The 26,851-nt window shown below is 39.7% G+C and carries 29 protein-coding genes and 6 pseudogenes; 22 read left to right on the forward strand and 13 right to left on the reverse strand.

The window, feature by feature from the left end:
* Nucleotides 1-129 precede the first annotated feature (129 nt).
* Entirely contained in the window at nucleotides 130-768 is a 639-nt protein-coding gene (locus tag KA717_22345) for a M23 family metallopeptidase (GenBank protein UXE58753.1), read from the forward strand.
* Here the strand turns inward: KA717_22345 and speA are convergent.
* Nucleotides 765-2,828 (reverse strand): biosynthetic arginine decarboxylase, encoded by a 2,064-nt coding sequence (speA, locus tag KA717_22350; protein UXE58754.1) that lies wholly within the window; start codon nucleotides 2,826-2,828, stop codon nucleotides 765-767. The two genes, KA717_22345 and speA, sit on opposite strands and share 4 nt — an antisense overlap.
* A 74-nt stretch (nucleotides 2,829-2,902) precedes the next feature.
* A complete protein-coding gene (locus KA717_22355; protein ID UXE58755.1) occupies nucleotides 2,903-3,658 on the reverse strand; it encodes a Uma2 family endonuclease in 756 nt (251 codons plus the stop codon).
* Nucleotides 3,659-3,920: 262 nt separating this feature from the next.
* On the opposite strand from KA717_22355, the gene KA717_22360 reads away from it, so the two are divergent.
* A complete protein-coding gene (locus tag KA717_22360) occupies nucleotides 3,921-4,451 on the forward strand; it encodes a DUF4330 domain-containing protein (protein ID UXE58756.1) in 531 nt (176 codons plus the stop codon).
* A gap of 153 nt (nucleotides 4,452-4,604) precedes the next feature.
* On the opposite strand, the gene KA717_22365 is transcribed toward KA717_22360, so the two are convergent.
* On the reverse strand, nucleotides 4,605-5,093 hold the full coding sequence (locus KA717_22365; GenBank protein UXE58757.1) for a hypothetical protein: 489 nt from the start codon (nucleotides 5,091-5,093) through the stop codon (nucleotides 4,605-4,607).
* A 210-nt stretch (nucleotides 5,094-5,303) separates the two neighbouring features.
* Between KA717_22365 and KA717_22370 the strand changes: the two are divergent.
* Nucleotides 5,304-6,640: pseudogene (locus KA717_22370) on the forward strand (IS5 family transposase).
* A 155-nt stretch (nucleotides 6,641-6,795) separates the two neighbouring features.
* Here KA717_22370 and KA717_22375 read toward each other — a convergent pair.
* Nucleotides 6,796-7,239: a hypothetical protein gene (locus tag KA717_22375; protein UXE58758.1), complete on the reverse strand. Its 444-nt coding sequence runs from the start codon at nucleotides 7,237-7,239 to the stop codon at nucleotides 6,796-6,798.
* A 475-nt stretch (nucleotides 7,240-7,714) separates the two neighbouring features.
* The gene (locus KA717_22380; GenBank protein ID UXE58759.1) at nucleotides 7,715-7,840 is read right to left on the reverse strand and encodes a MerR family DNA-binding transcriptional regulator; all 126 of its coding nucleotides are present in this window, start codon (nucleotides 7,838-7,840) and stop codon (nucleotides 7,715-7,717) included.
* Nucleotides 7,841-8,004: 164 nt separating this feature from the next.
* On the opposite strand from KA717_22380, the gene KA717_22385 reads away from it, so the two are divergent.
* From KA717_22385 to KA717_22410, 6 genes are all read left to right on the forward strand, one after another.
* Complete coding sequence (locus tag KA717_22385; GenBank protein UXE58760.1) at nucleotides 8,005-8,787, forward strand: hypothetical protein; 783 nt, start codon at nucleotides 8,005-8,007, stop codon at nucleotides 8,785-8,787.
* Between the two features lie 112 nt (nucleotides 8,788-8,899).
* The gene (locus tag KA717_22390) at nucleotides 8,900-9,427 is read left to right on the forward strand and encodes a GNAT family N-acetyltransferase (GenBank protein ID UXE58761.1); all 528 of its coding nucleotides are present in this window, start codon (nucleotides 8,900-8,902) and stop codon (nucleotides 9,425-9,427) included.
* A 577-nt stretch (nucleotides 9,428-10,004) separates the two neighbouring features.
* Nucleotides 10,005-10,277, forward strand: coding sequence for a hypothetical protein (locus KA717_22395; GenBank protein UXE58762.1), 273 nt, complete (start codon nucleotides 10,005-10,007; stop codon nucleotides 10,275-10,277).
* A 149-nt stretch (nucleotides 10,278-10,426) separates the two neighbouring features.
* Nucleotides 10,427-10,906, forward strand: coding sequence for a hypothetical protein (locus tag KA717_22400; GenBank protein ID UXE58763.1), 480 nt, complete (start codon nucleotides 10,427-10,429; stop codon nucleotides 10,904-10,906).
* A 7-nt stretch (nucleotides 10,907-10,913) separates the two neighbouring features.
* Nucleotides 10,914-11,189: a hypothetical protein gene (locus tag KA717_22405; GenBank protein UXE58764.1), complete on the forward strand. Its 276-nt coding sequence runs from the start codon at nucleotides 10,914-10,916 to the stop codon at nucleotides 11,187-11,189.
* A gap of 689 nt (nucleotides 11,190-11,878) precedes the next feature.
* The gene (locus KA717_22410; GenBank protein UXE58765.1) at nucleotides 11,879-12,862 is read left to right on the forward strand and encodes a DnaJ domain-containing protein; all 984 of its coding nucleotides are present in this window, start codon (nucleotides 11,879-11,881) and stop codon (nucleotides 12,860-12,862) included.
* A 177-nt stretch (nucleotides 12,863-13,039) separates the two neighbouring features.
* On the opposite strand, the gene KA717_22415 is transcribed toward KA717_22410, so the two are convergent.
* The gene (locus KA717_22415; protein ID UXE58766.1) at nucleotides 13,040-13,504 is read right to left on the reverse strand and encodes a hypothetical protein; all 465 of its coding nucleotides are present in this window, start codon (nucleotides 13,502-13,504) and stop codon (nucleotides 13,040-13,042) included.
* Between the two features lie 512 nt (nucleotides 13,505-14,016).
* Here KA717_22415 and KA717_22420 point away from each other — a divergent pair.
* From KA717_22420 to KA717_22430, 3 genes are all read left to right on the forward strand, one after another.
* A complete protein-coding gene (locus KA717_22420) occupies nucleotides 14,017-14,634 on the forward strand; it encodes a Uma2 family endonuclease (protein ID UXE58767.1) in 618 nt (205 codons plus the stop codon).
* Between the two features lie 51 nt (nucleotides 14,635-14,685).
* Entirely contained in the window at nucleotides 14,686-15,114 is a 429-nt protein-coding gene (locus KA717_22425) for a DUF29 domain-containing protein (protein ID UXE58768.1), read from the forward strand.
* 184 nt (nucleotides 15,115-15,298) lie between these two features.
* The gene (locus KA717_22430) at nucleotides 15,299-15,535 is read left to right on the forward strand and encodes a Uma2 family endonuclease (GenBank protein UXE58769.1); all 237 of its coding nucleotides are present in this window, start codon (nucleotides 15,299-15,301) and stop codon (nucleotides 15,533-15,535) included.
* A gap of 216 nt (nucleotides 15,536-15,751) precedes the next feature.
* On the opposite strand, the pseudogene KA717_22435 reads toward KA717_22430, so the two are convergent.
* Nucleotides 15,752-17,089: pseudogene (locus KA717_22435) on the reverse strand (IS5 family transposase).
* A 125-nt stretch (nucleotides 17,090-17,214) separates the two neighbouring features.
* Between KA717_22435 and KA717_22440 the strand changes: the two are divergent.
* A pseudogene (locus KA717_22440) lies at nucleotides 17,215-17,571 on the forward strand (Uma2 family endonuclease).
* Nucleotides 17,572-17,683: 112 nt separating this feature from the next.
* Here KA717_22440 and KA717_22445 read toward each other — a convergent pair.
* Nucleotides 17,684-18,274 carry a Uma2 family endonuclease gene (locus KA717_22445; GenBank protein ID UXE58770.1) on the reverse strand — a complete coding sequence of 197 codons (591 nt, stop codon included), beginning with the start codon at nucleotides 18,272-18,274 and terminating at the stop codon, nucleotides 17,684-17,686.
* A gap of 229 nt (nucleotides 18,275-18,503) precedes the next feature.
* Here KA717_22445 and KA717_22450 point away from each other — a divergent pair, with 229 nt between their 5' ends.
* Nucleotides 18,504-19,115 carry a hypothetical protein gene (locus KA717_22450; GenBank protein ID UXE58771.1) on the forward strand — a complete coding sequence of 204 codons (612 nt, stop codon included), beginning with the start codon at nucleotides 18,504-18,506 and terminating at the stop codon, nucleotides 19,113-19,115.
* Between the two features lie 58 nt (nucleotides 19,116-19,173).
* On the opposite strand, the gene KA717_22455 is transcribed toward KA717_22450, so the two are convergent.
* The 4 genes from KA717_22455 to KA717_22470 all read right to left on the reverse strand — a co-directional run bounded on the left by KA717_22455 (nucleotide 19,174) and on the right by KA717_22470 (nucleotide 21,567).
* Nucleotides 19,174-19,512: a hypothetical protein gene (locus KA717_22455; protein ID UXE58772.1), complete on the reverse strand. Its 339-nt coding sequence runs from the start codon at nucleotides 19,510-19,512 to the stop codon at nucleotides 19,174-19,176.
* Between the two features lie 51 nt (nucleotides 19,513-19,563).
* On the reverse strand, nucleotides 19,564-20,739 hold the full coding sequence (locus tag KA717_22460; protein UXE58773.1) for an IS4 family transposase: 1,176 nt from the start codon (nucleotides 20,737-20,739) through the stop codon (nucleotides 19,564-19,566).
* A gap of 17 nt (nucleotides 20,740-20,756) precedes the next feature.
* The gene (locus tag KA717_22465) at nucleotides 20,757-20,951 is read right to left on the reverse strand and encodes a transposase (protein UXE58774.1); all 195 of its coding nucleotides are present in this window, start codon (nucleotides 20,949-20,951) and stop codon (nucleotides 20,757-20,759) included.
* A 295-nt stretch (nucleotides 20,952-21,246) separates the two neighbouring features.
* Nucleotides 21,247-21,567, reverse strand: coding sequence for a hypothetical protein (locus tag KA717_22470; GenBank protein ID UXE58775.1), 321 nt, complete (start codon nucleotides 21,565-21,567; stop codon nucleotides 21,247-21,249).
* 184 nt (nucleotides 21,568-21,751) lie between these two features.
* Between KA717_22470 and KA717_22475 the strand changes: the two genes are divergently transcribed.
* From KA717_22475 to KA717_22505, 7 genes and pseudogenes are all read left to right on the forward strand, one after another.
* Entirely contained in the window at nucleotides 21,752-21,907 is a 156-nt protein-coding gene (locus tag KA717_22475; protein ID UXE58776.1) for a DUF5840 family protein, read from the forward strand.
* A gap of 521 nt (nucleotides 21,908-22,428) precedes the next feature.
* Nucleotides 22,429-22,617, forward strand: a complete 189-nt coding sequence (locus KA717_22480) for an antitoxin (protein ID UXE58777.1) — start codon at nucleotides 22,429-22,431, stop codon at nucleotides 22,615-22,617.
* A 76-nt stretch (nucleotides 22,618-22,693) separates the two neighbouring features.
* Complete coding sequence (locus KA717_22485; protein ID UXE58778.1) at nucleotides 22,694-22,936, forward strand: hypothetical protein; 243 nt, start codon at nucleotides 22,694-22,696, stop codon at nucleotides 22,934-22,936.
* A gap of 8 nt (nucleotides 22,937-22,944) precedes the next feature.
* A complete protein-coding gene (locus KA717_22490; protein ID UXE58779.1) occupies nucleotides 22,945-23,640 on the forward strand; it encodes a hypothetical protein in 696 nt (231 codons plus the stop codon).
* A gap of 96 nt (nucleotides 23,641-23,736) precedes the next feature.
* On the forward strand, nucleotides 23,737-23,931 hold the full coding sequence (locus KA717_22495) for a transposase (protein ID UXE58780.1): 195 nt from the start codon (nucleotides 23,737-23,739) through the stop codon (nucleotides 23,929-23,931).
* Between the two features lie 17 nt (nucleotides 23,932-23,948).
* A complete protein-coding gene (locus KA717_22500) occupies nucleotides 23,949-25,124 on the forward strand; it encodes an IS4 family transposase (protein UXE58781.1) in 1,176 nt (391 codons plus the stop codon).
* A gap of 89 nt (nucleotides 25,125-25,213) precedes the next feature.
* A pseudogene (locus tag KA717_22505) lies at nucleotides 25,214-25,414 on the forward strand (hypothetical protein).
* Between the two features lie 196 nt (nucleotides 25,415-25,610).
* Here the strand turns inward: KA717_22505 and KA717_22510 are convergent.
* Nucleotides 25,611-25,925, reverse strand: a pseudogene (locus KA717_22510) (IS4 family transposase).
* A 123-nt stretch (nucleotides 25,926-26,048) separates the two neighbouring features.
* Between KA717_22510 and KA717_22515 the strand changes: the two are divergent.
* A pseudogene (locus tag KA717_22515) lies at nucleotides 26,049-26,846 on the forward strand (transposase).
* Nucleotides 26,847-26,851 lie beyond the last annotated feature (5 nt).

Consider the following 26,851-nt stretch of genomic DNA (forward strand, 5'->3'; position numbering starts at 1 on the left):
TAAGAACAAAAGACTGCTTTTGCGTACTAAGTTAGGCATCGCCCTGATCCTAAAAGCCGATCTATCATAGGGAGGAGATGGGCGTTAAGGTTGATTTTCCGCTCGTCTAAATTGTGAGGAGTGAGTATTATGCAAAAACATCATTTTGATAATCGGAGAATGCAGCCCCGACAAAGTTCCATTTCTGCCCTGGGACGCATTGTGCTAAGTGGACTTTTAACCGGATTCGTTTCCTTTGGTTTAGCTCCTAAAACGAGTCAAGCCCAGTATTCCCCCACTGCGGTTCGACCATCTAATCCTTGGCAATATGCTTCTTTTCCGGTGGAAAACTTTCAATCCTATACCTCTGGCTTTGGCTATCGTTCTTCGCCCGTTGATGGTTCTAGTCAATTTCACTATGGCTTAGATCTAGCGGCTCCCATTGGTAGTTATGTGCGGAATTGGTGGACAGGACAAATTGTCGAATTGTCTGATAATACGGCCTGCGGAACCATGATTCGAGTCCAATCGGGAGAATGGCAACACGTCTATTGTCATCTCATGGGACGAGTCGAAATTAGTAATGGAACCCGTTATCTGGTTGATCGCGAAGGGGGCATTGTTTTACAACAGGGACAGGAAATTCCAGTCGGGGCCAGAATCGCCAGGGTGGGGATGAGTGGACGAACAACGGGGCCTCATCTGCACTGGGGACTAAAATACGATGGGCAGTTTATCGATCCGGCTTTGGTACTACAAGCCATGTTTACGCAACAAGCGGCTTCCTAGGAAAGATGCTGAGTTTCATCTACTAAATAGGTATAACGACGCAGACTTTTTTCATAATCCTCTAGGAGACGTTGGGATTCTTCCAGGGTAATTTTCCCTTCCATCAAGGCTGTTTCGCTGTAACGTCGCATACTTTCAATTAAGTCCTCGGCATCATATTGCACATAACTTAAAACTTCCGTCATCGTATCTCCCTTAACGACGGATTCAATTTGATAACCCTTGGGAGTCATAACAATATGCACCACGTTAATATCGCCAAATAAATTATGCAAATTGCCCATAATTTCCTGATAGGCTCCCACTAAAAACATGCCTAGATAATAGGGCTGATTGGGGACTTTCTTTTTACTTTTGCCATCAGTCGTAGGGGATTTTTGAGCATGATTTAAGGCATGAAGTTCCAACACTGATTTCACATCCCGTAGATCAATAAAACGGTCAATTTTACCATCACTATCGCAGGTAATATCGGCTAAAATACCGCGTTGTTGGGGTTCTTCATCCAGACGATGAATGGGCATGATCGGGAAAAGTTGATTTAATGACCAGGTTTCAGGAGCCGATTGAAAAACGGAAAGATTAATATAGTAAATAGAAGCCATAATCTTTTCTAGATCTTCAAAATCATCCGGCACATAGTCTAGATTACGAATGATTTCTAGGATTTTCTGACAACAGGCCCAATAGAGTTTTTCGACCCTAGCTCTTTCCGTTAAACTTAAATAACCAAAGTTAAATAAACTGGCCGCTTCTTCTTTAAACTGCACCGCATCATGGTAGGCTTCTTGATAGTTTTTAGGGGTAATGGATTGATAGGTTTCCCAAAAACTTTGGAGAATGAGAGCTTCTTTTTTCTCGATCGCTTTGGGTTCACTGGGGGGAATATCGTTAGTGCCTAGCACATCAAAAATTAAGACTGATTGATGGGCCGCGATCGCCCGACCGCTTTCACTCACCAGGGTAGGAACCTGAATTTCGGCTTGGTCACAGGCTTCTTGAATGGCGGCCACAATATCATTGGCATAATTCTGCATATTGTAGTTTTTAGAAGCGACAAAATTGGTATTGGAACCGTCGTAGTCGATCGCCAATCCCCCACCCACATTGAGATAGCGCATTTTGGCTCCCAGTTTGACCAGTTGCACATAGATCTGGCTGGCTTCGCGCATCGCTTCTTTGATCAAAGTAATGTTAGAAATTTGGGAACCAAGATGAAAGTGCAGCATTTTTAGGCAATCCAGGCGATCGCAGGCTTCCAGACGATTCACCACTTCTAGAATTTCTGGCACAGTTAAGCCAAATTTGGGACGATTTCGCAGCGATCGCTTAGGCGAGTGATGATTTCCCCCCCGATCTTGAGCACTGTCTTTGGTGCTTAATTTGGCTCGAATCCCCAGAATCGGTTTAATGTTAAGTTGCTGACTAATGCAAAGAATGCGATCTAGTTCCTGTAGCTGATCAATGACAATGATCGGTTTATGACCTAAGCGTTTGGCTAACAGAGCCGTTTCTAAATATTCCCGATCCTTGTAGCCATTACAGATAATTAAACTTTTGGGGGATTTTTCATTGCGCTCTAGTTGGGGCGGCAGGGTGGCCAGGGCAATCATTAATTCAGGCTTGGAACCCGCTTCTAGACCAAAATTGTAGGGCTGGCCATAATGTACCAAAGCTTCGACAATATGACGCTGTTGATTACATTTGATCGGATAAACCCCCTGATAGATGCCATCGTATTTATAACGAGCGATCGCCTTAGCAAAGCAAGCATTTAAACGTTCAATTCGATCCGCCAGAATATCAGAAAAACGCAGTAATAAGGGTAATTCTAGTTTGCGTTTACGGAGGGATTCCACCAATTCTAAGAGGTCTAGGGAACCACCGCGATCGCCATGGGGAGAAACGGTAATATGGCCCACTGCATTAATGGAAAAGTAGGGATTTCCCCAACCCTGAATCCGATAGAGATTTTCACTTTCCTCAATGCTCCAAGCCGAAACCGCCTTTTTAGACTTTTTTTCAACTTTTTTCTCTTCCGGCTGAACGTCTAAACCCATAATCTGTTTCCTAGACTAATTTGACCATCTTTCTATCCTAGAGCCTGACGGTTAAGGTTTCTTTAGGCTGTTATTCAAAGGATTGTCTCTGGATCAATGCCCAAGGCCTTTAATTGTTCTGCGAGGCGATCGGCCCGTTGTCGTTCTTGTTCCGTATTTTGCCGTTCTTGTTCAATCCGTTCGGCTCCCCATAGTAAAAGATTACCTTCGCTATCCCACCACCTTAGCCAGTAACCACTTCGTTGACTGCGTGCGCGCAGCGTGCCCTTGGCATCGCCTTGCCAAACACCGAGATCAAGATTGAGTGGCGCGATTCGGTAGCGTTCTAGTTCATCCGCTTTAACCATTTGATAACGCCCATCGGTCAGACGATAAACTTCCAATCGTCCCCTTTCTGGCTCAAAGATGCAGTAGTAGGGAACCTGCAAAATTCGTTCGTAAAAGTACCATTTGCCGTAGGGGTAATTAGGATTGACTGAATATTCGCCCCCCTCGGTTTCCGACAGAAATTCCATCACGATCAGGGGCAAATCGCCTTCTCGCTGCGGAGTATAACTGCGGCGGCGCGATCGCTGACTTTCCGTTCGAGGAATATAGACCCAATCGGGAGCCTTAATCACAAATTTGTCGTTGACCTGGGTACAAATACCAAAGTTAGTGGCCACAAAGCCTTGGGACGGCAATTGGTGGGCCAGATCTAAGCTTTCTCGTAGGGCTTCGGCTAGAAGAGGTTGATCAATATTATCCACGGGGTCATCGGGTAAGGGGTAATCATCAGGGAGCAGTTCCCAGCTAATTTGCAAAGGAGAGCGAATAGAGGCGATCGTCATGGGATTAGCCAAGTGGTGAAGGCATTACTAGATAAATGATAGAAGTTGTGTCGAAAAATTGTTCGTGAAATCCATAATTTGCAGGAAACCAGTTATGCTACAATTGCCTAGGTTTTTACCCCCAGAGAGTTCCTCTTTAATCTTCGTCCGACATCTCCGTCCAACGCGCACCGCGAAGCGGATCTCTCCGAGATCGCCCCAATTCTAGTCTTCCGTTTCCCAATAAAATAACCGTTAAATTTATTTCACCTAAAAAGTTGCTATGAAATTATTAGATGCTAAAGGCCGTGTATTCGGCAAAATCAGTATTTTGGATCTAGGGGCAGCCTTGATCCTTTTCATGGTGATTGTCGGTATTTTTGTTATTCCTGGTACATCGGGAAAAAGTATTGTTGCTCAAGTACAAACTAAGCCAATTGAAGTTGATACAATAGTGCGAGGGCTGAATGTGCTGAAGCCTGAAAGTTTAATACAGGAATTTAAGTTAGATAATAAAACCAATATCATTATCCGTAATCAACCCGCCGGACAAGTAGAAATTCTCAAGGTACAGGAATTACCCCGCAATTTAGCCGTCCCCCAACCCGATGGTTCTGTGAAGGCTCTCCCCGATCCCCGACCAGAAGGCAATTTTAGTCAGGATATGATTCTGACTTTAGGGGGCAATGCAGAAATGACTCCCACAGGTGTAGTTCTCGGTAATCAAAAAATCAAAATTGGAACTGTATTGGAGTTAGAAGGAAAAAGTTACGATTTTAATGCCAGTGTGATTGATATTCGCATTAAGTCCTAGAGATTTTAACATTGCTAAACTCCGTCTAACTTGAAAACAATAGTTTTTTGATTGCTCAAGTCGATCCCCCTAAATCCCCCTTAAAAAGGGGGACTTGACCTCAAATATTTCTAAAAAAACTTCAGTTTTCAAACAATGTGATGTGGGTTGATTTCAGTCACGGGAAATTTTTTGTACAAATTGCCATTGTTCTAGCCAATGTTTTAATTCAATGTTATTACGCGGTATTTTTTGACTATTTAGCAGCGATCGCAGACTGAGATTAGATTGTTGTGTTTGCTTTTCCCAAACAGTTAATAGAGCTTCCTGGGGCAAAGCCTGATCTCCTAAGCCTAATTGCGATCGCAGTTGTTTTTGTTCCGCTTGACTTAAATAGTTAACCACAAATTCCACACTTTCCGCTTTTTCCAAAACACTGGCTAAGGCACGAATATAAACCTCACTATTATTACGTATAGCTGGAGTGACAGGAATGGCTTGTCCAAAGCGTCGATTCCCTGACCAAAGGATAAAAATCAAGACAACTAAAGCTTGTAAAAACAGAATCAGTAACGGTGTTTTTAGGAAATAATGCCAAACAGTTTGGGCAACTTCCTCGCGAATAGTACCAGAGTCCTTATAGCCATGTAAATATTCATCCACCCAAATCGTTGTCTGGCCCTGGGAAACTAAATTGGCTAATAGTTGAAAATTCTGGGGATAGTCCTGATAGGCATTGGCTGCTAGGTAGGGCTTGCTGAAAAAAGCTGAAACCTTTACGGAGAAAAATAGTAGGCGAATTAAGAACCGCTAGAATGCACGAAAATAGGGTAGAATGCCTCAAAACCATTGCATTAAGAAGAGAGAAAGCAGATGTACCGAAAGCAACAGTACTCAATTGAAACACCAGAAAACTTGAAAAATCTGTTCGGCGGGCAGTTAGACGAAGAAAATCGTTGGATAGAAATGTCAAAAATGATTCCCTGGGAAGAATATGAGGAAGAATATGCAAAAAACTTCACAGAAAAAAAAGGAGCCCCAGCCAAATCATTTAGAATGGCATTAGGAGCATTAATTATCAAAGAAATTTCAGGAAAAAGTGACAGAGAAACAGTAGAACAAATAAAAGAGAACCCTTATTTACAGTACTTTATAGGAATGGAAAGCTATAGTAGCAAAGAAGCATTTAATGCGTCAATGATGGTTCATTTTCGTAAAAAAATAGGAATGGAATTAATAAATAAAATTAATAAAGAAATAGAAAAAAAGCGACGGGTGTAGCGTCAGAAAAAAAAGAAAATGAAGGAAAGTTATTGTTAGATGCGACTTGTACACCAGCAGATATAAAATATCCAACGGATATAGGAATATTGAATGATGCCAGAGAAAAAACAGAAAAAATAATAGATAAGCTGTATGAAGAAATAAAAGAGAAAAGGAAAGAAAAGCCGAGGACTTATAGGGAAGTGGCAAGAAAAGAGTACTTAGCCATAGCAAAAAAACGTCGTGTGTCAAAAAAAGAAAGAAGAAAAGGAACAAAAAAACAACTAGGATATATAAAAAGAAACTTGTCTGATATAGAAAAAATGATAGAAGAGGGAGCAAAGTTAGAAAAACTAACGAAAAAAGAGCAAGAAGAGCTTGTAACGATAGGAAAAGTGTATGAGCAACAGTTAGAAATGTATGAAAAAAAGACAAATAAAGTAGAAAACAGAATTGTGAGTGTAAGCCAACCTCACGTGCGTCCAATAGTGCGTGGAAAAGCGGGAAAAGCAGTAGAGTTTGGAGCTAAAATATCGGCAAGTAATGTGAATGGCTTTGTCTTCTTAGACAAATTAAGTTGGGATAATTACAACGAATCGGGAGATTTACAAGCGCGAATAGAAGAATATAAAAGGGAAACAGGATGTTATCCGGAATCGGTTCATGTGGATAAAATCTATCGAACAAAAGCGAATCGAGCTTATTGTAAAGAAAGGGATATAAGAATGAGTGGTCCCCGATTGGGAAGACCGCCGAAAGAGGTGAGCAAAGAAAAAAAGAAAGAGGCACGCTCAGATGAAAGAGTGCGTAATGCCATTGAGGGTAAATTCGGACAGGGAAAGAGGAAATTTAGTCTTGGTCGAGTGATGGCCAAACTACCTGAGACCTCGGAAACGGTAATTGCGATGAACTTTTTGGTAATGAATCTTTCTACTCTACTTCAGAAGACAAAAAGTAAAAAGTTGTAGAGTCGTTTTTCTTGTGAAAAATGGTGTTAATTTTCCTCTCTTTTGTGAGGAGTGATTTGTGTTGACCTTTTTAGACAGAAAGGAACAATAGATTAAACAAAATCTGTATTTTGATTTGTTTCCATAAGGATAAGTTATCTATGCTTTTTCAGTCCATACTTCCCTAACCCACATTTCTTTCGTTTTTTGACTTTTTCAGCAAGCCCTAGGTAGGGTGTTGTCACCCAAATTATTTCGCCATTGTCCACTGCTTGTCGCCAGATGACTGCCCCAAAGCGATCGCCTAAAATAACAGAATCAACTGGATTTCGTCGTCGTCCATCAATCCTAATTAGGCCTTCGGAGCTAGGAAGAGAACTGTGAAAATGGGCCTCACTCACGGGGGCAAAAGTCCCGACATTAATCAGACGATTCCCTTTTTCTAGCCATTCTCTTTCATTGCCATCAATGGATTCTGCATATTTTGGAACTTGACTCTGGATGCGAAGTAGGGTGATCGGCTCAGGCTGTTTAGCCAAACTAGAAAACTGATCACCGTAATCAGCACCAGAAAGGTGATCGCCAAAATGATGAGCCAACGGTTTTTGCGGGAGGAAAAAGTCCGAGAAGTCATTGTTTATCAACCAGGGGCTTAAGGGCCTTGCCTATATGCGTTTTATCTATTTCTCTTCTGCTAGTCTAGGAAGACATTTTCAGACCTCAAATACTAAAGTCCTTCCATAGCAGGACTTTTAAGCTATTAAGTTAGGAGGAAACACACATTTTACGTCTGATGTGAGTTGGAGCATGGAATGGCGTAAACTTGTTTAATTGATGCTTTCTCTAATTAAAGGGGGGGCTAAAACCCTTGCTGACTACTAGGTTATTTTAACTCACATCAGACGTATTTTATTTTATTCTCAGAAATAACGACAGAATCCTTGTTGAGCAAGGGGTGTAGGATTTGAGATTCAGGGCAAACGCATCTAAATTCTAGACTCCTTATCTGATAAGACTTTCAGCGTTTCATAAAAAATCAATCATGATCTCGGAAACCCTTATCCAGCCTACCTTTCAAAAATAAGATGCGTTTGCCCTGGTGCGGATGCTTTTGATCTTGCCATCCGATTCCCATCGTCGAAGGGAGGAGATACTAACCCCAAGTAATTGGGAGGCTTCTTTCGGTGTGACATATTTCATTTTGCAACAAATCTAGTTAAGCAACTTTATTGTAGTAGATAAATGTATCAGTTAGCTATGATTTGCAAGGTTTTTGGGTACTAGCAACTACCTCTAGCCAAGGCTATACTTCAGAGGAGAGAATTTTTCGGGATTAAGGTGTTTCCTTCCCAGTCCATAAGCCCATGATTTCTACTGAGCGCAATCATCCCATTCCGCCTCCTAATCATCCTCGACAATATCGGGCGATCGGTTTAGTCTATGGCCAATATTATCCCTCGGAAACCCATCTCACTCGTGGCGTTTTGACAACCGAGGAAGGCGTATTGGTGGAGGCTGTTCTGCTAGGTAAAATGATGAGTGTGATCAAAAATCATCTTGATCTCAGTGAACCCCATCTTTGGGTAGTCTATCCTCGGATGCGAGATGAGGACGATCATCTTCATTTTCAGTTAGCTGGAGTCTGGGAGCCGGCAACGCTTCACCCGCAAGCTCGTCCAGCTTTGGCAAGCGATCAGCCTCCTCCTGAATCCCAACAGGGACAGTTTTCCATTCGAGGCGAAGTGGTCTTTGCAGATCGGGAAAGGGAATTGATTATTCTCAAAATTCGTCAGTCTCCTCGTCCTAGTTCTTCAATGGATCAAACCACTCCTTTTCAACGGCCCAAATGTTTCAAAATTAAACTTAAAGGGATTCTTTCTGAACGTCCTCTAGGGCATTTTTGGGATTTAAAGGTCAAGTTACAGCGTGATACTTTGATTATTCAAGCCGCGAAGGATCTCGGTTTTGTCCTCACCAAGCGGCTTCCCCGCCAGACCAGCAAGCCTTATCGTAAATCCCAGGGCGATAATCCTCGTTCTTTTCCTCGCAGCGATCGCCTGACATCCTTGCGTCCAGAAGATAAACGTCCAGCTTTACCGTCCCGTAAACCTCTCCCTAAACCCATGAAACGAGATCAAAATCCCTAAGCATTTTAGAAAAAAGGGCCGAAATCTAGGGGAATTCTCGGTGGGCCTCAGCTTATACTAAGGGGGACAGTTATTAGTCCCTAGCAAACATTTATCCTAATCGCCCATTGGCATGGTTTTTTGGAAACGTCTTTTCAGCCCTGACACCGTAGCTCCTTCCTCCAACCTGAAATTTGAAGGAGAATTCCTCGAATTGAGTGAAGATGGCAATGGGATTAGTCGCGCTCGTGTGGTTTTCAGTACAGAGCGAGAAATTGATCTCTATGAATTAGAGGAATTGTGTGATGCGGTGGGTTGGGCCCGTCGTCCCATTCGCAAAGTTAAAAAAGCATTGGAATATAGCTTTTTAGTTGTAACCATGTGGGAACTGAAGGCTAACCGTCGGCGTTTAGTTGGCTTTGCCAGGGCAACATCAGACCATGCCTTTAATGCAACGGTTTGGGATGTGGTGGTGCATCCTAGTTTCCAAAGTCGCGGTCTAGGAAAAGCCCTGATGCAATTCATGATCCGCAAACTTCGCAATGAAGATATTAGCAATATCACCCTTTTTGCCGATCCCCAAGTGGTGGACTTTTATCGGCGATTAGGATTTGTTCTTGACCCAGAAGGGATTAAGGGGATGTTTTGGTATCCTGATTAGGCTTCTGTTGTTGATTTTATCCCAAAATTGAATCGCCTAAAAACTATTTGTATTAATTAGTGCATTGTCAGCTTTTTCGGTACTGGTTCAGGTTGGTTAAAGGTGGGAAGCCTTACTGGCTATGCATTAGAGAGACAAGAAGTCAATATAAGCTTGGAAGATAACGACTTTAAAGTTATAGCAGTTTAACAAGTATAATAACATAAAGGCACTAGTCTCGTCTGATCAAAGTTGAAAAAAGCTATGGTGTAAGGCTTTGAGAAAATAGAAAAATAGTTTAAGACTAGACATCGTCCCGTTTTTATTGTACTATTATTGTCATTATATCAAAGAAGAGGGAAACAGAAAACAATGTCAATATTGAAGAAAAGCTCAATGGAAATCCTAAATGATGTTGGCTTGTGCCAAGAGAAAGAGGATGCCTTATTCAAGAAAAACTGTCCTCATTGCTATACTGGACAGTGCGAAGTTCTAGGAAAATCAACGAGTTTACTAGGGTTTCAGCCCCCAACGTCCTTCACCCCTCTTCCAGACTCACAATCGCTGAAAGGCTTTCAATGCAAGGCTTTTAGGCATTTTGTCAAAATGTCTGACAGAGAACTTCGCACTCTCCAGTTGCTATAGTGAAAACGTAAAAATACATTCTCATTATCAAACGAAAGGTAAGGTCGAACGTAAAATGTTCATCTGTCAAGAATGTAGGTCTTGCTTTGCTGAAACTTATGGTAGCGTAATCGCTGGCTTAGAAACCCCATTAAGTGAAATTGTAAAAGTATTAAAAGCCAGAATGGAAGGAATAGGATTAAATGCAGCAACCCGAGTATTTGGTACGCGAAAACAAAAATATTGAATTGGGAAAAGAAGTTATCGGGATTACAAGAGACATTATTTTTATACGCCTTAGTAAATGAATTTGTTAAATTAGTAATATAAGGGGATGAACTATATACAAAATTTAGAAAAAATGAAGAGGCAAGTGCCTCTGAGGGTTGGACAATCGTGCTGATGGACAGGGCTAGCCGCTTTATTTGGCATTTAAAATGTGGTCGAAAAGAGCAGAAATTATTTCTAGAAGCAATGATGACGGTAGCGGAATTATTTGAAAGGAGTGCAGAATCTCTCCAGTTATTTACAGATGGAGAAAAGCGATATAGTCAACTGCTATTTAATATTTGTCACGAAGTATTAAGGACTGGAAAGCAAGGTCGTCCCACCAAGGTATTACCGAAGGGTCTTGTGGTAAGACTAAAAAATAAGAGTAGTAAACGTCGAGATTCTGAGGGTAAACTAAAGAAAGTAGAAACTCCGAAACCAGAACATCCAGAGACAACAGAAAAACCAGAAGAAAAGGATGTCCATGCCAACCACGTTGAGGCATTTAATAATGCTATCCGACGCTATTTAGCCGCCTTCCGTCGTCGTAAAAATACTTATGCTAAATCTGTTGTTTGCTTCGAGTGTTTTCCTCAAAACCCCTGAGAGGATTATGGCATTGACTTTCATTATGGCGTTGTGTTTGTTGGTGTACAGCTTGGGGCAACGTAAACTGAGACAGGCTCTGGCAGAGCAGGAGGAGACTGTGCCTAATCAGTTGGGAAAGCCGACTCAACCTCCGACTCTGCGTTGGATTTTTCAGACTTTGAGGGGGATTTATTGGGTTGTACTGGATAATTGTCCCCAAATTATCAATCTCACGCTTGAGCGAGAGAGGCTTTTAGGCTTTTTTGGGGCTACTACTTGTCAGTATTATCTTTTGTCATAGGTGCTTTTCTTATTTTCTTTGTTCTTCTTTTATGTACGGAATGTGGGTTAAAACGCTATATTTGTAAATAGGGTCTGCTGAAAAAGTCCACAAAACGAACCTAGATGCCACAGGAGGCGAAAAATGGTGACTTCAGAGAGTAGTTTCCAATTTCAACCCCCAGTTTTCCAACGACGTGCATGGGCTTTGAGCCTCCAAAGGCCATAACCTTGCACCTGATCGTTTTTAAAATGCTTGAAAGCATTATCTGGCAATGGTTCTATGCTTATTCAGCAAGCCCTAAATAAAGGTAAAAACCCACATTCAGCAGACGATTTGTACTTAAAAGAATTTCCTAGCAAGTTTTTAGAGTAAAAAAATAATTTAGCTAAGTGCAGCCTAACTCTTGCCAGATAGGGAGTTTAGGCATTTTTACCAGAAAATCAAGTTATGTAATGAGCCGCAGGAGTTTGAAGGATGCAGAACAAATAATCGAGATATTTCTACCTGTAAATAATTCGTTGATAGATTATCCTGTGAAACGGTACAATAGGGCTTTCGAGCTCGCATCAGATGTAATCAACGAAAATTTTACAGCAAGAGTTATTTGCTAGGATCACGAAAAGGGGGCTAAACTCTTTGCTCTTCCTGACTAATACGTTAATTTATAATAACTACCTGCCAACCTTTCACTGTAACTCGGAGACCTTATGCCTGCCACTGACTTTAAAGACTATTACGAAATTTTAGGGTTAACAAAAACAGCAATGGAAGATGAGATCAAAAAAACCTTCCGTAAGTTGGCTCTCAAATATCACCCTGATCGCAATCCAGGTAACAAGGCTGCTGAAGAACGTTTTAAGGAAATTAGTGAAGCCTACGAAGTGTTATCTGACCCAGAAAAACGGCAGAAATACGATCAATTCGGCAAATATTGGCAACAGGCGGGTCAAGGAAATTGGGGTCAAGGAGTTCCCAATACAGATTTTGGCGGTTTTGACTTTAGCCAATATGGTAATTTCGATGAATTTATTAACGAACTGTTAGGACGTTTCAACACGCCTGGGGCAGGTAATCGCTCCTATTCCTATCGGACTCAACCAGGCCCAGGTACAGGCTTTAATGATTTTGGCAGTTTTGGCAATCAACCAACCAACAGCGATCGCGAAGCCACTCTGCGTTTAACGTTATCGGAAGCCTTTCGGGGAGTGCAAAAAAGACTTAACCTCGGCAATGAAATTGTTGAAGTGCGTATTCCTGCTGGAGCCAAAGCGGGCAGTCGAGTTAAGGTTAGGGGCAAGGGACAGGTCAACCCTTACAATCAACAACGAGGTGATCTCTATCTGAATGTGCAATTAGAACCCCATCCTATTTTTCAGTTTGAGGGTGACAATCTGGTTTGTGAAGTGCCGATTACACCGGATGAGGCAGTATTGGGTTGCTCCATAGAAGTTCCCACACCGGGCGGCTTGGTGACAATAAAGGTTCCGCCAGGGGTAAAATCGGGGCAGTCTCTACGGTTACGGGGCAAGGGTTGGATTTTACCGAAGGATGGACGGGGTGATCAGTTAGTACGTATTGTCATCGAAATTCCAAAAAGCTTGAGTGAAGTTGAACGGGAATATTATGAAAAAATTCGCGCCAGTCGAATAGAAAATCCCCGTCGCTCTCTGGCAAAATTTACGGCTCTTTAAAACGTCGGATTGTTAACCCAGACCTTAGTTCAATCTTCGTTTAAGTTTCTCTAGTGGGCGATCGCTTTTTGATTCTTGCGGATTAGGGGGCAGTGGTGTCGTCTAGCTGGAGACGAAAAGACTTACAGCCCACATTTCGTACTAAAAAAACAAGGACAAAGAAAATAAGAAAAACTCTCATGACAACAGATAATATCTTGCTGTAAAATTTTCGTTGATTACATCTGACGCGAGCTCGAAAGCCCTATCGTACCGTTTCACAGGATAATCTATCAACGAATTATTTACAGGTAGAATAATTTTGTTAAATAGTCGGTTTTGGGTTAATAAAATATCAATGGTTAAATTCCCAAATTCACCGCGAATAAAATCATTGTTTTCTTCGATAATCGTAATTTCTGGTAATGCTTTTAAATCTGATTTGGCTAAAATCAAATTAATCTTTTGGGTATTCCGCCCTTCTACATAACTTAATAAAGCGACTCCGCTGACTAATAAGTAATCAATATTGCGATCAGTTAAAGTATCAAAGACATTTTCAATAAATTGAACAAATTGATCTGTATTAGACATTCCTTTTTTCCAATTTTTTAGATCAAACAAAATACCATTTTTAACTATTTTACTAATGGCTGCAACCATATTGCCACCTTATACCTTATAATTTAGCAGATTTTAAAATATAGTCTATATTCATTGACAATCTTTAGTCAAGAATTGCAACAAAAAACTTGACAAGTGGCCTAGCTTTAATTTAGAGTGCTACTAATTCAAATTCATTAATTGTGGAGACACAAACTATGACGAAGAAAAACCTCAAACCCCAACAAGCCGCACCCGTACAAAGGGAAATCAACACAACCTCCTCTGAAAGTTGCACAGGGATGACACCCCTTTGGTTGGGAGAATTAGCTCCTTTTGCGGGTGACGACGCGGAATAGTCGCCTCAATTCCAGCACTCACATCAAAAAGTGTCAAAAGTCTTTTTTTGCCTCTCTTGGTGCATGGTTCGCCTCTACGTTGACCTACAAGCCTAGTTCAGTTCGGGGCTTTTTGGATACCTTGCACGGAGTTTGAACAAGACGAGACTTAGATTTTTTGGGGTTAGTGTTAGAACTTTATTAGCAGTATCATTTGGTGGGAGACTTTAAGTTATGACCGTCCAACTAATTGAAAAACCTAATCTCAGTGATAAAACTAATGTCATTGATGAACAACGTTTAACCTTACCTAGCCATTACAGTTGGCAGCAATTTCTGGACTTAGAAATGTGGTTGGCAGATACGGCAGGTTTGCGGATAACCTATTTAGACGGCAATATAGAACTTATGACATTAGGAGAAACTCACGAAGGTATTAAAAGTATTTTAGGATTTTTGTTGGAAGTTTATTTTGTTGAAAAAGGAATTAGATTTTTTCCTGTTGGTAGTGCCACTCGGCGAGATGAAACCAAAGATGTTTCTTTTGAGCCTGATGAGTCTTACTATTTAGGAACAAAAAAGAGTCATCCTGATTTAGCAATTGAAATTATTATTACCAGTGGAAACATCAATAAACTAGAAAAATATCGTCGTTTTAATATTCCTGAAGTTTGGTTTTGGCAAAATAATCAATTGTCTTTATACTATCAGCAAGAGTCGGGTTATGTCCAAATTTATCGTAGTGAATTTTTACCAGATTTGGATGTAAATTTACTATTAAAATGTTTACAAATGCCTGATATTTTAGAGGCAAGACTTGAGTTGTTAAAAGGAATTAGCCAGAGCGAGTAAATTACACAATTAGAAATTATTTATGGAGTAAGCTTTTTGTTGACGATAGAAATGAATGACTTAAAACAACTCTATGATGTTGATGATGCTCAATGGCTAGAAGAAATGGTTTGCTTACTAAAAAGGCATCAATTTCAACAGCTAGATTTAGATAATTTAATCGAGGAATTAGAGGATTTTGGAAGAGAAAAGAGAAATTCTGTAGCCAGCCTCTTAGAACAAATTATCCGTCATTTATTGTTACTGCAATACTGGACAACTGAAGCAGAATATAATGCAGTTCATTGGCAAGAAGAAATTTACACCTTTCGTACTCAATTAGGACGAAAAATTACCACCAATCTCAGCAACTATTTAGAGAAAGAATTAAATTCTATCTATCAAGATGCGTTAGGATTTGTGAAAATTAAAACCGTTAATTCGGTTGTTTTTCCGCCTGATTGCCCTTACTCCCTAGAACAATTATTTGATCGATCTTGATTGCCCTAAAAATTAATAAAGAGTTCATAGCTTTTATCAACATCAAGTATATTACCTAAATATGTGGGTGGGAACTGCCCAAAAAGAGCTAAGAAAAACAAGAATAGAAAATGTTAGACTTTATTATTACAAATCTTTTAGCGAATCCGAATAATTTTTATACTCACTTGCTTAGGAGTCCAAAATGATTACCTTAGAACCGATTACTTTGAGTTTTAGAAATGTTGCCTTAAGCGACGATCAATTCTATCAACTTTGCCAAGATAATGAAAACTGGCAACTCGAACGAACGGCCCAAGGAGAATTAATTATTATGCCCCCCGTCGGTGGATTAAGCGGTAATCGAGAATCCAATTTAATCGGTGAACTTTGGTTATGGAATCGTCAAACCAAACTCGGTAAAGTCTTTAGGGCTTGCTGAAAAAGTCAAAAAACGAAAGAAATGTGGGTTAGGGAAGTATGGACTGAAAAAGCATAGATAACTTATCCTTATGGAAACAAATCAAAATACAGATTTTGTTTAATCTATTGTTCCTTTCTGTCTAAAAAGGTCAACACAAATCACTCCTCACAAAAGAGAGGAAAATTAACACCATTTTTCACAAGAAAAACGACTCTACAACTTTTTACTTTTTGTCTTCTGAAGTAGAGTAGAAAGATTCATTACCAAAAAGTTCATCGCAATTACCGTTTCCGAGGTCTCAGGTAGTTTGGCCATCACTCGACCAAGACTAAATTTCCTCTTTCCCTGTCCGAATTTACCCTCAATGGCATTACGCACTCTTTCATCTGAGCGTGCCTCTTTCTTTTTTTCTTTGCTCACCTCTTTCGGCGGTCTTCCCAATCGGGGACCACTCATTCTTATATCCCTTTCTTTACAATAAGCTCGATTCGCTTTTGTTCGATAGATTTTATCCACATGAACCGATTCCGGATAACATCCTGTTTCCCTTTTATATTCTTCTATTCGCGCTTGTAAATCTCCCGATTCGTTGTAATTATCCCAACTTAATTTGTCTAAGAAGACAAAGCCATTCACATTACTTGCCGATATTTTAGCTCCAAACTCTACTGCTTTTCCCGCTTTTCCACGCACTATTGGACGCACGTGAGGTTGGCTTACACTCACAATTCTGTTTTCTACTTTATTTGTCTTTTTTTCATACATTTCTAACTGTTGCTCATACACTTTTCCTATCGTTACAAGCTCTTCTTGCTCTTTTTTCGTTAGTTTTTCTAACTTTGCTCCCTCTTCTATCATTTTTTCTATATGAGACAAGTTTCTTTTTATATATCCTAGTTGTTTTTTTGTTCCTTTTCTTCTTTCTTTTTTTGACACACGACGTTTTTTTGCTATGGCTAAGTACTCTTTTCTTGCCACTTCCCTATAAGTCCTCGGCTTTTCTTTCCTTTTCTCTTTTATTTCTTCATACAGCTTATCTATTATTTTTTCTGTTTTTTCTCTGGCATCATTCAATATTCCTATATCCGTTGGATATTTTATATCTGCTGGTGTACAAGTCGCATCTAACAATAACTTTCCTTCATTTTCTTTTTTTTCTGACGCTACAACCGTCGCTTTTTTTTCTATTTCTTTATTAATTTTATTTATTAATTCCATTCCTATTTTTTTACGAAAATGAACCATCATTGACGCACTAAATGCTTCTTTGCTACTATAGCTTTCCATTCCTATAAAGTACTGTAAATAAGGGTTCTCTTTTATTTGTTCTACTGTTTCTCTGTCACTTTTTCCTGAAATTTCTTTGATAATTAATGCTCCTAATGCCATTCTAAATGATTTGGCTGGGGCTCCTTTTTTTTCTGTGAAGTTTTTTGCATATTCTTCCTCATATTCTTCCCAGGGAATCATTTTTGACATTTCTATCCAACGATTTTCTTCGTCTAACTGCCCGCCGAACAGATTTTTCAAGTTTTCTGGTGTTTCAATTGAGTACTGTTGCTTTCGGTACATCTGCTTTCTCTCTTCTTAATGCAATGGTTTTGAGGCATTCTACCCTATTTTCGTGCATTCTAGCGGTTCTTAATTCGCCTACTATTTTTCTCCGTAAAGGTCTCAGCTTTTTTCAGCAAGCCCTCTTTAGTTCTTCTACCATCTTCACCTTGCCCAACGGTGCTAAACGCTCTCCTGATGTGGCTTGGGTTAAAAGCGATCGCTGGGAATCTCTGACCTTAGAAGAACAGGAAAAATTTCCGCCACTATGCCCAGATTTTGTGATTGAATTGCGTTCTCGTACTGATTCTTTAAGTCAACTTCAAGAAAAAATGCAGGAGTATCTTAACAGTGGTTTGCAGTTAGGTTGGTTAATTAATCCTCAAGAACAACAGGTAGAAATCTACCGTCCTAATCAAGCTATTGAAATTGTTCAATTACCCACAATTTTATCAGGAGAAAAAGTTTTACCTGAATTTATTTTAGACATTTCTCTTTTCTGAAATAGGGGGAATTTTTATTGAATAATTGTCATTAAAATCTTGACAAATCCTAAAAAATAGCTTTCTCCCCAGTGCGATCACGTTGAGTTTTCTCATTATTGATTTTCATAGTTTATTTACTTGTTGTTTCTAATTCCTCAAAAATAATATCCTCATAAACGGACTCAATGGAAAAGCTTAAACCAATACTTTGTAAATCGATATTATCCCCCGATTGATAATTAAAAATCTCCCAATTACCGCGATCATTTTTGCGGTATAAATCGATCGCTATTTTCTCAGCATCAACTAAAACATAATCTTGCAAACTAGGATTGCGACGATACATCCTAAATTTATCCCCTCGGTCATAACTGGCTGTACTTGCAGATAATACCTCAACAATTAGACAAGGATATTGAATCGCCTGAATGGCAGTGCGATCGCGCTCATCACAAGTAACGCTCACATCAGGATAAACGTAATCCTTAGTTTCAAAAATATTTACACGACAATCGGAGTTACCTACCTGGCAACCACCACCCCGTAAATGACCTTTAAGGATGAAAATAATATTACTAGCAATTCGCCCATGATTCTGAGTCCCCCCACTTATGGCATAAACTTCACCACTAAGATACTCGTGGCGCAGCAGTTGTTGTTCTTCCCAAATAAAATATTCTTCGGGTGTTAACCTAAGAAATTTATCTTTTACAGCAATCATTTCTTGTCACCTCATCGGCGATCGCGGGATTAGGATTACACGCTCGCTACCGCGCAGTAATCACCTCGATTTTAACACTTACCTCTTTTAGGTGAATTGTTGGAGTCTTATTTGAGAATTGAACCCCAGCCGATAGCTTACTTCTCCAGTGCGAGAGATATTATTATTTATTTTTGAAAATAAGTGATAAGATTAGGTATTCAAGTTAAATTTAAATAAAAGCGGAAGAATGTCTTATAGTCAATTTACAACTCTGGAAATGATTGAATCCAATTTTGGCATAAAAATTGCTGATAAAGTGGGCATTTTTGATCAGATTCCTGAATCTGAATATAGCGATTTTCTGGGTCAAACTTTACAAGACAACATTGCTTTGGCTTTAGCTATCAACACAGAAAAAGCACGCTCAGAACTAATTGTTACTCCTATTTTAGTCGAATTGAGAAAGCATTTTAATTATCAAATTAGTTTTTTCTCAGGCAAAGAGTTTAATATAGATCCTGAAAAAGGATTGAATGGGTTTTGCGATTTTCTAATTAGTCGCTCTCCTGAACAACTCTTAATTAAAACGCCAGTTGTCGCTTTAGTAGAAGCTAAAAATGATAATCTGCAAAATGGACTTCCTCAATGTATGGCTGAAATGATTGCTGCTCGCATTTTTAATGAAAGAAATAATAATAATATTTCGGCCATCTATGGAGTTGTCACTACAGGAACTAATTGGAAGTTTTTACGGTTGATCAATCAAACGATAGAGGTTGATTTGAATGACTATTTTATTGATAAGATTAGCAAAATAATTGGCATTTTAAAGCATTTAATTAACTCAACAAATCTTTAATTTATTGAGATTAAGTGTAGATTCGGGGTCTGAACATACCTAGCATAGCCTTATTTTTTTATTTTAAAGGATTTAGATACTGATTGAAAAATTCAGAAGGTGTTAAACATTCAAATTCACCTGTTTGTTGGACTAAAACTTTAATTAATTTATGATTAGCAGATATAAAACATTGAGATTGACCAATTTTTGCCGTTAAATAAACTCCTACATCTTCACGAGGAATTACCCCCAAATTTTCCATTTCAGCTAACTCAACATCATCAAGCTGGACATAACAAAACTTTAAGTTTTGCCAAATTCTTCCAATTATTTCTCCACTCCAATCTTTATTTTTTAAACGTTTAGCAACTCTGGCAATTTGGTCAATAAGTTCTTCAGAAATTATTACCCCCACAGGATTATCGTTTGGGGCTTCCCAACCTAACCATTGTACTGACTTTTCCCGTTAAGTGCGGATTGCAAGCTGCCAGCCTTGGCAAAGGTCATGCAACTTCAACCAACCGCGCCAAAGGACTTGGATACCGAGAGGAGTTTTACGACGATGTTCAAGATAACCACCAAGAAAAGCAACAGACTCGACAGCCCAAGCAACAGTCAAAATAGGGGGAAGTTTTTGAGAGGCGGCTGCTTTTAACACCTGAAGTTGAAGAGGATTAAGAATTTCAATCGCGAGAGCATCGGGCTGGGTACGATGAAGATAAGTAACGTGTAAAAGTTCAACAGCAATGACACTTAAAAAACCCAAAAGAGTTTTCATTCCATCAGAGGCAAGTCGATAACGCTCACTCTGACAACCAGACTTAAGGACTTTATGAAATTCTTCAACCCGCCATCGGTAGGTGTACCAACGAAGAATAGTGACAGCCATCTCAATAGTCTCAACAACTTCTGTAGTCAGAAGCATCCAAGATAAAGGAGTTTCGCCTTCGGGACAATCGATTTCTGTCGCATAAACAGCATAGACATTCAACGGGTCACGATTATCAAAACGATAGGGAGTTCGTAGATTAACTGAGCAAAATCGGACGGCAAGCTTAACCTTCCGTGCTTTTCTTTTTCCTGTACTCGGAATCTCGATTTCTTGATGAAAACGAATCGGTTCTGATTCCAAATGTTGCCAAAGTCGTTCACTATTTTTGTCTAAACTACGATTATGAGACGCTCTGACCAGCACTCCTGTATGCTTGAGTTGACGCACTGAGTCAAAGACTTCTGAAACATCTCCTTCTCTGTCAAATACATGAATTACCCTCGTTGAACTTTCTACCTGTTTCTCACAGGTGTTTAGAGCCTCTACCCATTTGTAGGATTCTTTTTCCTCAAATGGTCTTTGACGAGCTGCTTTTCTTTGTTCTTTCTGTCTTTCTTTTTTCTGCTTCGCCGTTTCATCTGTTGGGGGCTTTTCTTTTACCTCCCCATTCCACAGTTTTTGCCATAATAAACCTAATACTTGTCCTTTTTCTGGCTCAATTGCTAAAGCACTATGCAGTATTAATCCATTCCCTCCTTTTCCAGTCGGCCCATACCCTTCCCTTTTTTCCTTGATATTGCGATAATCTAAGAAGGTCGTATCTCCGACTGATAGCATTATCTTATATTCTTCTACGGCGGCAGTTGTCATTTCACAGTGCGGCTCTATTATCTTGACAAAGTCTGTTTTCGGATTCCCAAAAATTCATAGGCCCTCTTTAACTCGTTTCCTCCCTTAAACACTTCTGATAAGGCTTTTCCAAACCCCTCACTTAACTTTTTCCCAATCGAGAAGGCACGATTGTTTAGCCTCTCGTCTCCCAATTCACAACTGGCAAAGTTTTTTGTCCACCATTCCAACATTTTTTGACCTGCCCTTTAAGATTTTCTCCATTTTACAGTCTCATACTCCCTTCATCCTTTGTTTTTGAAATTTGAACGATAAGCGGGATGATGGCTTCAGAATATTTTTTTCCTGTCAAGAGAATCATTACTCAAACCCTTGCCAGATAAAGCCTCTAGAAGTTTGCATTGCTGGATTTTGGACTTAACGGGAAAAGTCAGAACCATTGTAGAATTAAACCTTCAGGACTTTGTAGCTCAACTGCACCGATTAAATAAACATTAGTATCTAAAAAAATTAATTCAGGAATTTTTATCATTGTATTGAATCTTGTTTTTGTTGACGTTCTTGAGATATTTCCCGTTTAATATCTTGGACAAGATCAACAATTTTCTCTCTCGAATCATAACCTGCTTCGGTCAAAGATTGTTTTAACTCCTGTTGTAATTGTTCTACTGACATTAACGGATGTTGTTGATATTCACTGATTTGTTGCCAAAAGTGATTAACCCCTGTTTCTGTTTCTTCCCAAAGAATAATAACTCTTACCGAACTGGGTGGAGTCCCTTTAATTGGGTGGTCTAAAGATAATTGACCTACCTTATCGATCTTTCCAGTAGATTGAATTGCTTTCATAGTTATAAAGACTTTTGCCAACGACTTTTATTTGCCTGACCTATTCTATCACTACTTCACTCAGACAAATTCTCACTAGAAATATTTGGTAACAAATTCTCACAAAAATGTTGACAAGTGCTGAAATATTCGATTGCGATATCCATTGAGTTAAATTTCACCTTAAATTGCGGAGAAACAAACCATGACTCAGAAAAACCTCAAACCCCAACAAGCCGCTCCTGTGCAACGGGAAATCAATACCACTTCCTTTGAGGGTGGTACAGGGCTTTCACTCTTTGAGTACTACCGCCCCTACTACCGCCCCTACAATCCTTTTGCAGGCGACGATGCGGAATAATCCCCTTGATTTTAACACTCACCTCAAAAAGTATCAAAAGTCTTTTTCTGCTTCCCTTGGCGCACGGTTAGCTTCTATGAATTGGGTGCGACCTCTAGTTGATATTAAATAAGGTTTTTAAAAAGTTTACTGGACATCGATTTTTCAATCAATCGTAACATACGATGTTCTGAAGTATCTACCGGCAAAAGGACTCATTAAACAAGGATTTATCAATTAGAGGTCACACCCTATGAATTGACCCACAATCCTTGTCAGTTCGGGGCTTTCGGATACTTGGCACGGTAGAGAAGTAAAACGAGATTTAGATTTTTGGGGATGAGTGCTAGAACCTTGTTTCGAGAGATGAACCCCAGCCAACAGCTTACTGCTCCAGTGCGATCGCGTTAGGATTTTCTGGTCTTGAGATTTAGGCTTTATGCTAGGATTAATTAGATTAAAGTTGGCTCAAAACTCGATTAGTTTATATTATAAATACTGAATATCGTACACAATTAGTCCGTGATGGGAATCGTCAAACTTTGCAAATACCGCAAGAGCTATTTCTGCTGACTAAAGAGGTCAGTATTCGCAAAGAGGGAGAAAAATTAATTATTGAACCTTATCTTCAAAAAAAACTGGTAGAAATTCTTGCTACTTTAGACGATATTGATGAAGAATTTCCTAATATTGATGAAGGATTATTACCTCTAGATAATATTGAGTTGTAACAAAAATGTCTTATTGTTATGGGTACATCCCGGATAAAGTAGTACATAGAATCTGGGGTAAAATGGAAAAAAACTGATGAGCGAAAAAAGTATGTTACCGATTCCCCCAGAAGAAAAAGCACTGTTAAAACAGCATCTCACCGAATCAGCCCGTATCCTGCGCAAATATACGGAACCAGAGAAACAGAAGGACTTTGGAAGCATCGAAGTAGAAGTCAGAACCCAGATGTTAGAAATTGTGGGGCCAACAATGGGGGAGTTTTTTTTTCAGAAGGGGGAAAAAAACGGTCTGGAAACAAGCGAAAAATCAAAACCCTAGTCGGAGAAGTGGAAATAAGCCAAAAACAAGCCAGAAAACTAAAGGTGTCGCCAAAAATCGTCTTAAGTCCAGGTTTAGAGAAATGCTGTCTAAGAGCCAGTGCGAAAACATCCTACCAACAAGCAGAAGAAGATATAGAGGAGTTGATGGGGATAAAAGTAGGACATAGCAGTTTACATCGCTTGGTAGAACGGACAGAACTGCCCTTAGCTCAAGCTCAGTCAGAGAGTGCGGGGGTCAGTATAGATGGGGGAAAGATTTGTCTGCGGGGCGAGGAGAAGGAAGGGGGACAGTGGCGAGATTATAAACTGGTGAGTCTTCATGGCAATGTCTGTGAAGCCTTTTTCCAAGACCCAGAGGGCTTAAAGAATTGGAGCAATGTTCAACCTTTGTCTCCAATAGTGACCTTTTTGGGAGATGGTCATCCCGCAATCTGGAATGCGGTAGAGAGTTTCGCCACTCAATCGTGGCTGATACGACGAGAGGTGTTGGATTGGTATCATCTCAAGGAGAATCTGTTCAAAGTGGGTGGCTCTCTCAAACGGCTAGAAGCAGTGGAGCATTTACTGTGGCGGGGTTTTGTGAACAAGGCAATAGATCTGACTTTTCCCGTTAAGTCCAAAATCCAGCAATGCAAACTTCTAGAGGCTTTATCTGGCAAGGGTTTGAGTAATGATTCTCTTGACAGGAAAAAAATATTCTGAAGCCATCATCCCGCTTATCGTTCAAATTTCAAAAACAAAGGATGAAGGGAGTATGAGACTGTAAAATGGAGAAAATCTTAAAGGGCAGGTCAAAAAATGTTGGAATGGTGGACAAAAAACTTTGCCAGTTGTGAATTGGGAGACGAGAGGCTAAACAATCGTGCCTTCTCGATTGGGAAAAAGTTAAGTGAGGGGTTTGGAAAAGCCTTATCAGAAGTGTTTAAGGGAGGAAACGAGTTAAAGAGGGCCTATGAATTTTTGGGAATCCGAAAACAGACTTTGTCAAGATAATAGAGCCGCACTGTGAAATGACAACTGCCGCCGTAGAAGAATATAAGATAATGCTATCAGTCGGAGATACGACCTTCTTAGATTATCGCAATATCAAGGAAAAAAGGGAAGGGTATGGGCCGACTGGAAAAGGAGGGAATGGATTAATACTGCATAGTGCTTTAGCAATTGAGCCAGAAAAAGGACAAGTATTAGGTTTATTATGGCAAAAACTGTGGAATAGGGAGGTAAAAGAAAAGCCCCCAACAGATGAAACGGCGAAGCAGAAAAAAGAAAGACAGAAAGAACAAAGAAAAGCAGCTCGTCAAAGACCATTTGAGGAAAAAGAATCCTACAAATGGGTAGAGGCTCTAAACACCTGTGAGAAACAGGTAGAAAGTTCAACGAGGGTAATTCATGTATTTGACAGAGAAGGAGATGTTTCAGAAGTCTTTGACTCAGTGCGTCAACTCAAGCATACAGGAGTGCTGGTCAGAGCGTCTCATAATCGTAGTTTAGACAAAAATAGTGAACGACTTTGGCAACATTTGGAATCAGAACCGATTCGTTTTCATCAAGAAATCGAGATTCCGAGTACAGGAAAAAGAAAAGCACGGAAGGTTAAGCTTGCCGTCCGATTTTGCTCAGTTAATCTACGAACTCCCTATCGTTTTGATAATCGTGACCCGTTGAATGTCTATGCTGTTTATGCGACAGAAATCGATTGTCCCGAAGGCGAAACTCCTTTATCTTGGATGCTTCTGACTACAGAAGTTGTTGAGACTATTGAGATGGCTGTCACTATTCTTCGTTGGTACATCTACCGATGGCGGGTTGAAGAATTTCATAAAGTCCTTAAGTCTGGTTGTCAGAGTGAGCGTTATCGACTTGCCTCTGATGGAATGAAAACTCTTTTGGGTTTTTTAAGTGTCATTGCTGTTGAACTTTTACACGTTACTTATCTTCATCGTACCCAGCCCGATGCTCTCGCGATTGAAATTCTTAATCCTCTTCAACTTCAGGTGTTAAAAGCAGCCGCCTCTCAAAAACTTCCCCCTATTTTGACTGTTGCTTGGGCTGTCGAGTCTGTTGCTTTTCTTGGTGGTTATCTTGAACATCGTCGTAAAACTCCTCTCGGTATCCAAGTCCTTTGGCGCGGTTGGTTGAAGTTGCATGACCTTTGCCAAGGCTGGCAGCTTGCAATCCGCACTTAACGGGAAAAGTCAGGGCAATAGATGCGTTTGATGGAGTCAAAAGCAAGAGGGCAAAGAATTTTCAAGCCTATTTGACGAAGCATTATCAGCGTATCCCTGATTACCAATACTATCAACAGCTTGGTATTGTGATTGGTTCTGGTGATGTGGAGTCTAAGATTAAACAGGTGGGAGCTAGGGTTAAATTGTCGGGAGCACGTTGGCATCTTCATAATGTTTCTCGTATTCTTCGGCTACGATGTGCTTATCTCAATCACTCTCCTCTTTTGAGTGTCAATGTATTATCTTAAGTGGGATGCACCCTATTGTTATTTACTCGATACCAACATTTTATCTGATCTTGTTAAGGAATTAAAAAAAATAACCTGTGCTTTTTCTGTTGCCAACAGACCTTAAAAATACCTTTGTTCTTGATTATTAAAATTGTAGGTTCCTATCCCTAAAATAATTCTTTTTTTTGTAGGGGCTTAACACTGTTCATCCGTGTCAACTTAAAGGAATGGGTTCCCAAATTTGTTGATTGAGAGCGGCCTTTTCTCGATGTCGCTTTCTCTCAGCTTTGACCAAACCAAATAACTTAGCACGTTCAGCCAGATAGGTTACTGTATCAGGCTTTTCTCCTCTAGCAATAGCCTTCGCTACATAGTATAGACTCCGAAACACCATCTCTACTGAGATTTTTTCTTTCGGTTGATTTAGAGCAATCGCCACTTCCCCTACCAATTGATTTAAGACCGTATGGAAAATCAAAGTGCAAATAATCTGGATTTGGACACCATTCTTATTCCCTACCCATAAATAGGGCTTGCTGAAAAAAGCTGAAACCTTTACGGAGAAAAATAGTAGGCGAATTAAGAACCGCTAGAATGCACGAAAATAGGGTAGAATGCCTCAAAACCATTGCATTAAGAAGAGAGAAAGCAGATGTACCGAAAGCAACAGTACTCAATTGAAACACCAGAAAACTTGAAAAATCTGTTCGGCGGGCAGTTAGACGAAGAAAATCGTTGGATAGAAATGTCAAAAATGATTCCCTGGGAAGAATATGAGGAAGAATATGCAAAAAACTTCACAGAAAAAAAAGGAGCCCCAGCCAAATCATTTAGAATGGCATTAGGAGCATTAATTATCAAAGAAATTTCAGGAAAAAGTGACAGAGAAACAGTAGAACAAATAAAAGAGAACCCTTATTTACAGTACTTTATAGGAATGGAAAGCTATAGTAGCAAAGAAGCATTTAATGCGTCAATGATGGTTCATTTTCGTAAAAAAATAGGAATGGAATTAATAAATAAAATTAATAAAGAAATAGAAAAAAAAGCGACGGTTGTAGCGTCAGAAAAAAAAGAAAATGAAGGAAAGTTATTGTTAGATGCGACTTGTACACCAGCAGATATAAAATATCCAACGGATATAGGAATATTGAATGATGCCAGAGAAAAAACAGAAAAAATAATAGATAAGCTGTATGAAGAAATAAAAGAGAAAAGGAAAGAAAAGCCGAGGACTTATAGGGAAGTGGCAAGAAAAGAGTACTTAGCCATAGCAAAAAAACGTCGTGTGTCAAAAAAAGAAAGAAGAAAAGGAACAAAAAAACAACTAGGATATATAAAAAGAAACTTGTCTCATATAGAAAAAATGATAGAAGAGGGAGCAAAGTTAGAAAAACTAACGAAAAAAGAGCAAGAAGAGCTTGTAACGATAGGAAAAGTGTATGAGCAACCTAA

Source organism: Woronichinia naegeliana WA131 (genome assembly GCA_025370055.1).
GTDB lineage: Bacteria > Cyanobacteriota > Cyanobacteriia > Cyanobacteriales > Microcystaceae > Woronichinia > Woronichinia naegeliana.

Excerpts from the sequence above, each read along its gene's own strand:
- KA717_22345 (UXE58753.1), top strand. The coding sequence starts at position 130 with ATGCAAAAACATCATTTTGATAATCGGAGAATGCAGCCCCGACAAAGT.
- speA (UXE58754.1), bottom strand. The coding sequence starts at position 2,828 with ATGGGTTTAGACGTTCAGCCGGAAGAGAAAAAAGTTGAAAAAAAGTCT.
- KA717_22355 (UXE58755.1), bottom strand. The coding sequence starts at position 3,658 with ATGACGATCGCCTCTATTCGCTCTCCTTTGCAAATTAGCTGGGAACTG.
- KA717_22360 (UXE58756.1), top strand. The coding sequence starts at position 3,921 with ATGAAATTATTAGATGCTAAAGGCCGTGTATTCGGCAAAATCAGTATT.
- KA717_22380 (UXE58759.1), bottom strand. The coding sequence starts at position 7,840 with ATGAAATATGTCACACCGAAAGAAGCCTCCCAATTACTTGGGGTTAGT.
- KA717_22385 (UXE58760.1), top strand. The coding sequence starts at position 8,005 with ATGATTTCTACTGAGCGCAATCATCCCATTCCGCCTCCTAATCATCCT.
- KA717_22390 (UXE58761.1), top strand. The coding sequence starts at position 8,900 with ATGGTTTTTTGGAAACGTCTTTTCAGCCCTGACACCGTAGCTCCTTCC.
- KA717_22405 (UXE58764.1), top strand. The coding sequence starts at position 10,914 with ATGGCATTGACTTTCATTATGGCGTTGTGTTTGTTGGTGTACAGCTTG.
- KA717_22410 (UXE58765.1), top strand. The coding sequence starts at position 11,879 with ATGCCTGCCACTGACTTTAAAGACTATTACGAAATTTTAGGGTTAACA.
- KA717_22415 (UXE58766.1), bottom strand. The coding sequence starts at position 13,504 with ATGGTTGCAGCCATTAGTAAAATAGTTAAAAATGGTATTTTGTTTGAT.
- KA717_22420 (UXE58767.1), top strand. The coding sequence starts at position 14,017 with ATGACCGTCCAACTAATTGAAAAACCTAATCTCAGTGATAAAACTAAT.
- KA717_22425 (UXE58768.1), top strand. The coding sequence starts at position 14,686 with ATGAATGACTTAAAACAACTCTATGATGTTGATGATGCTCAATGGCTA.
- KA717_22430 (UXE58769.1), top strand. The coding sequence starts at position 15,299 with ATGATTACCTTAGAACCGATTACTTTGAGTTTTAGAAATGTTGCCTTA.
- KA717_22445 (UXE58770.1), bottom strand. The coding sequence starts at position 18,274 with ATGATTGCTGTAAAAGATAAATTTCTTAGGTTAACACCCGAAGAATAT.
- KA717_22450 (UXE58771.1), top strand. The coding sequence starts at position 18,504 with ATGTCTTATAGTCAATTTACAACTCTGGAAATGATTGAATCCAATTTT.
- KA717_22460 (UXE58773.1), bottom strand. The coding sequence starts at position 20,739 with ATGACAACTGCCGCCGTAGAAGAATATAAGATAATGCTATCAGTCGGA.
- KA717_22465 (UXE58774.1), bottom strand. The coding sequence starts at position 20,951 with ATGTTGGAATGGTGGACAAAAAACTTTGCCAGTTGTGAATTGGGAGAC.
- KA717_22470 (UXE58775.1), bottom strand. The coding sequence starts at position 21,567 with ATGAAAGCAATTCAATCTACTGGAAAGATCGATAAGGTAGGTCAATTA.
- KA717_22475 (UXE58776.1), top strand. The coding sequence starts at position 21,752 with ATGACTCAGAAAAACCTCAAACCCCAACAAGCCGCTCCTGTGCAACGG.
- KA717_22485 (UXE58778.1), top strand. The coding sequence starts at position 22,694 with ATGAGCGAAAAAAGTATGTTACCGATTCCCCCAGAAGAAAAAGCACTG.
- KA717_22495 (UXE58780.1), top strand. The coding sequence starts at position 23,737 with ATGTTGGAATGGTGGACAAAAAACTTTGCCAGTTGTGAATTGGGAGAC.
- KA717_22500 (UXE58781.1), top strand. The coding sequence starts at position 23,949 with ATGACAACTGCCGCCGTAGAAGAATATAAGATAATGCTATCAGTCGGA.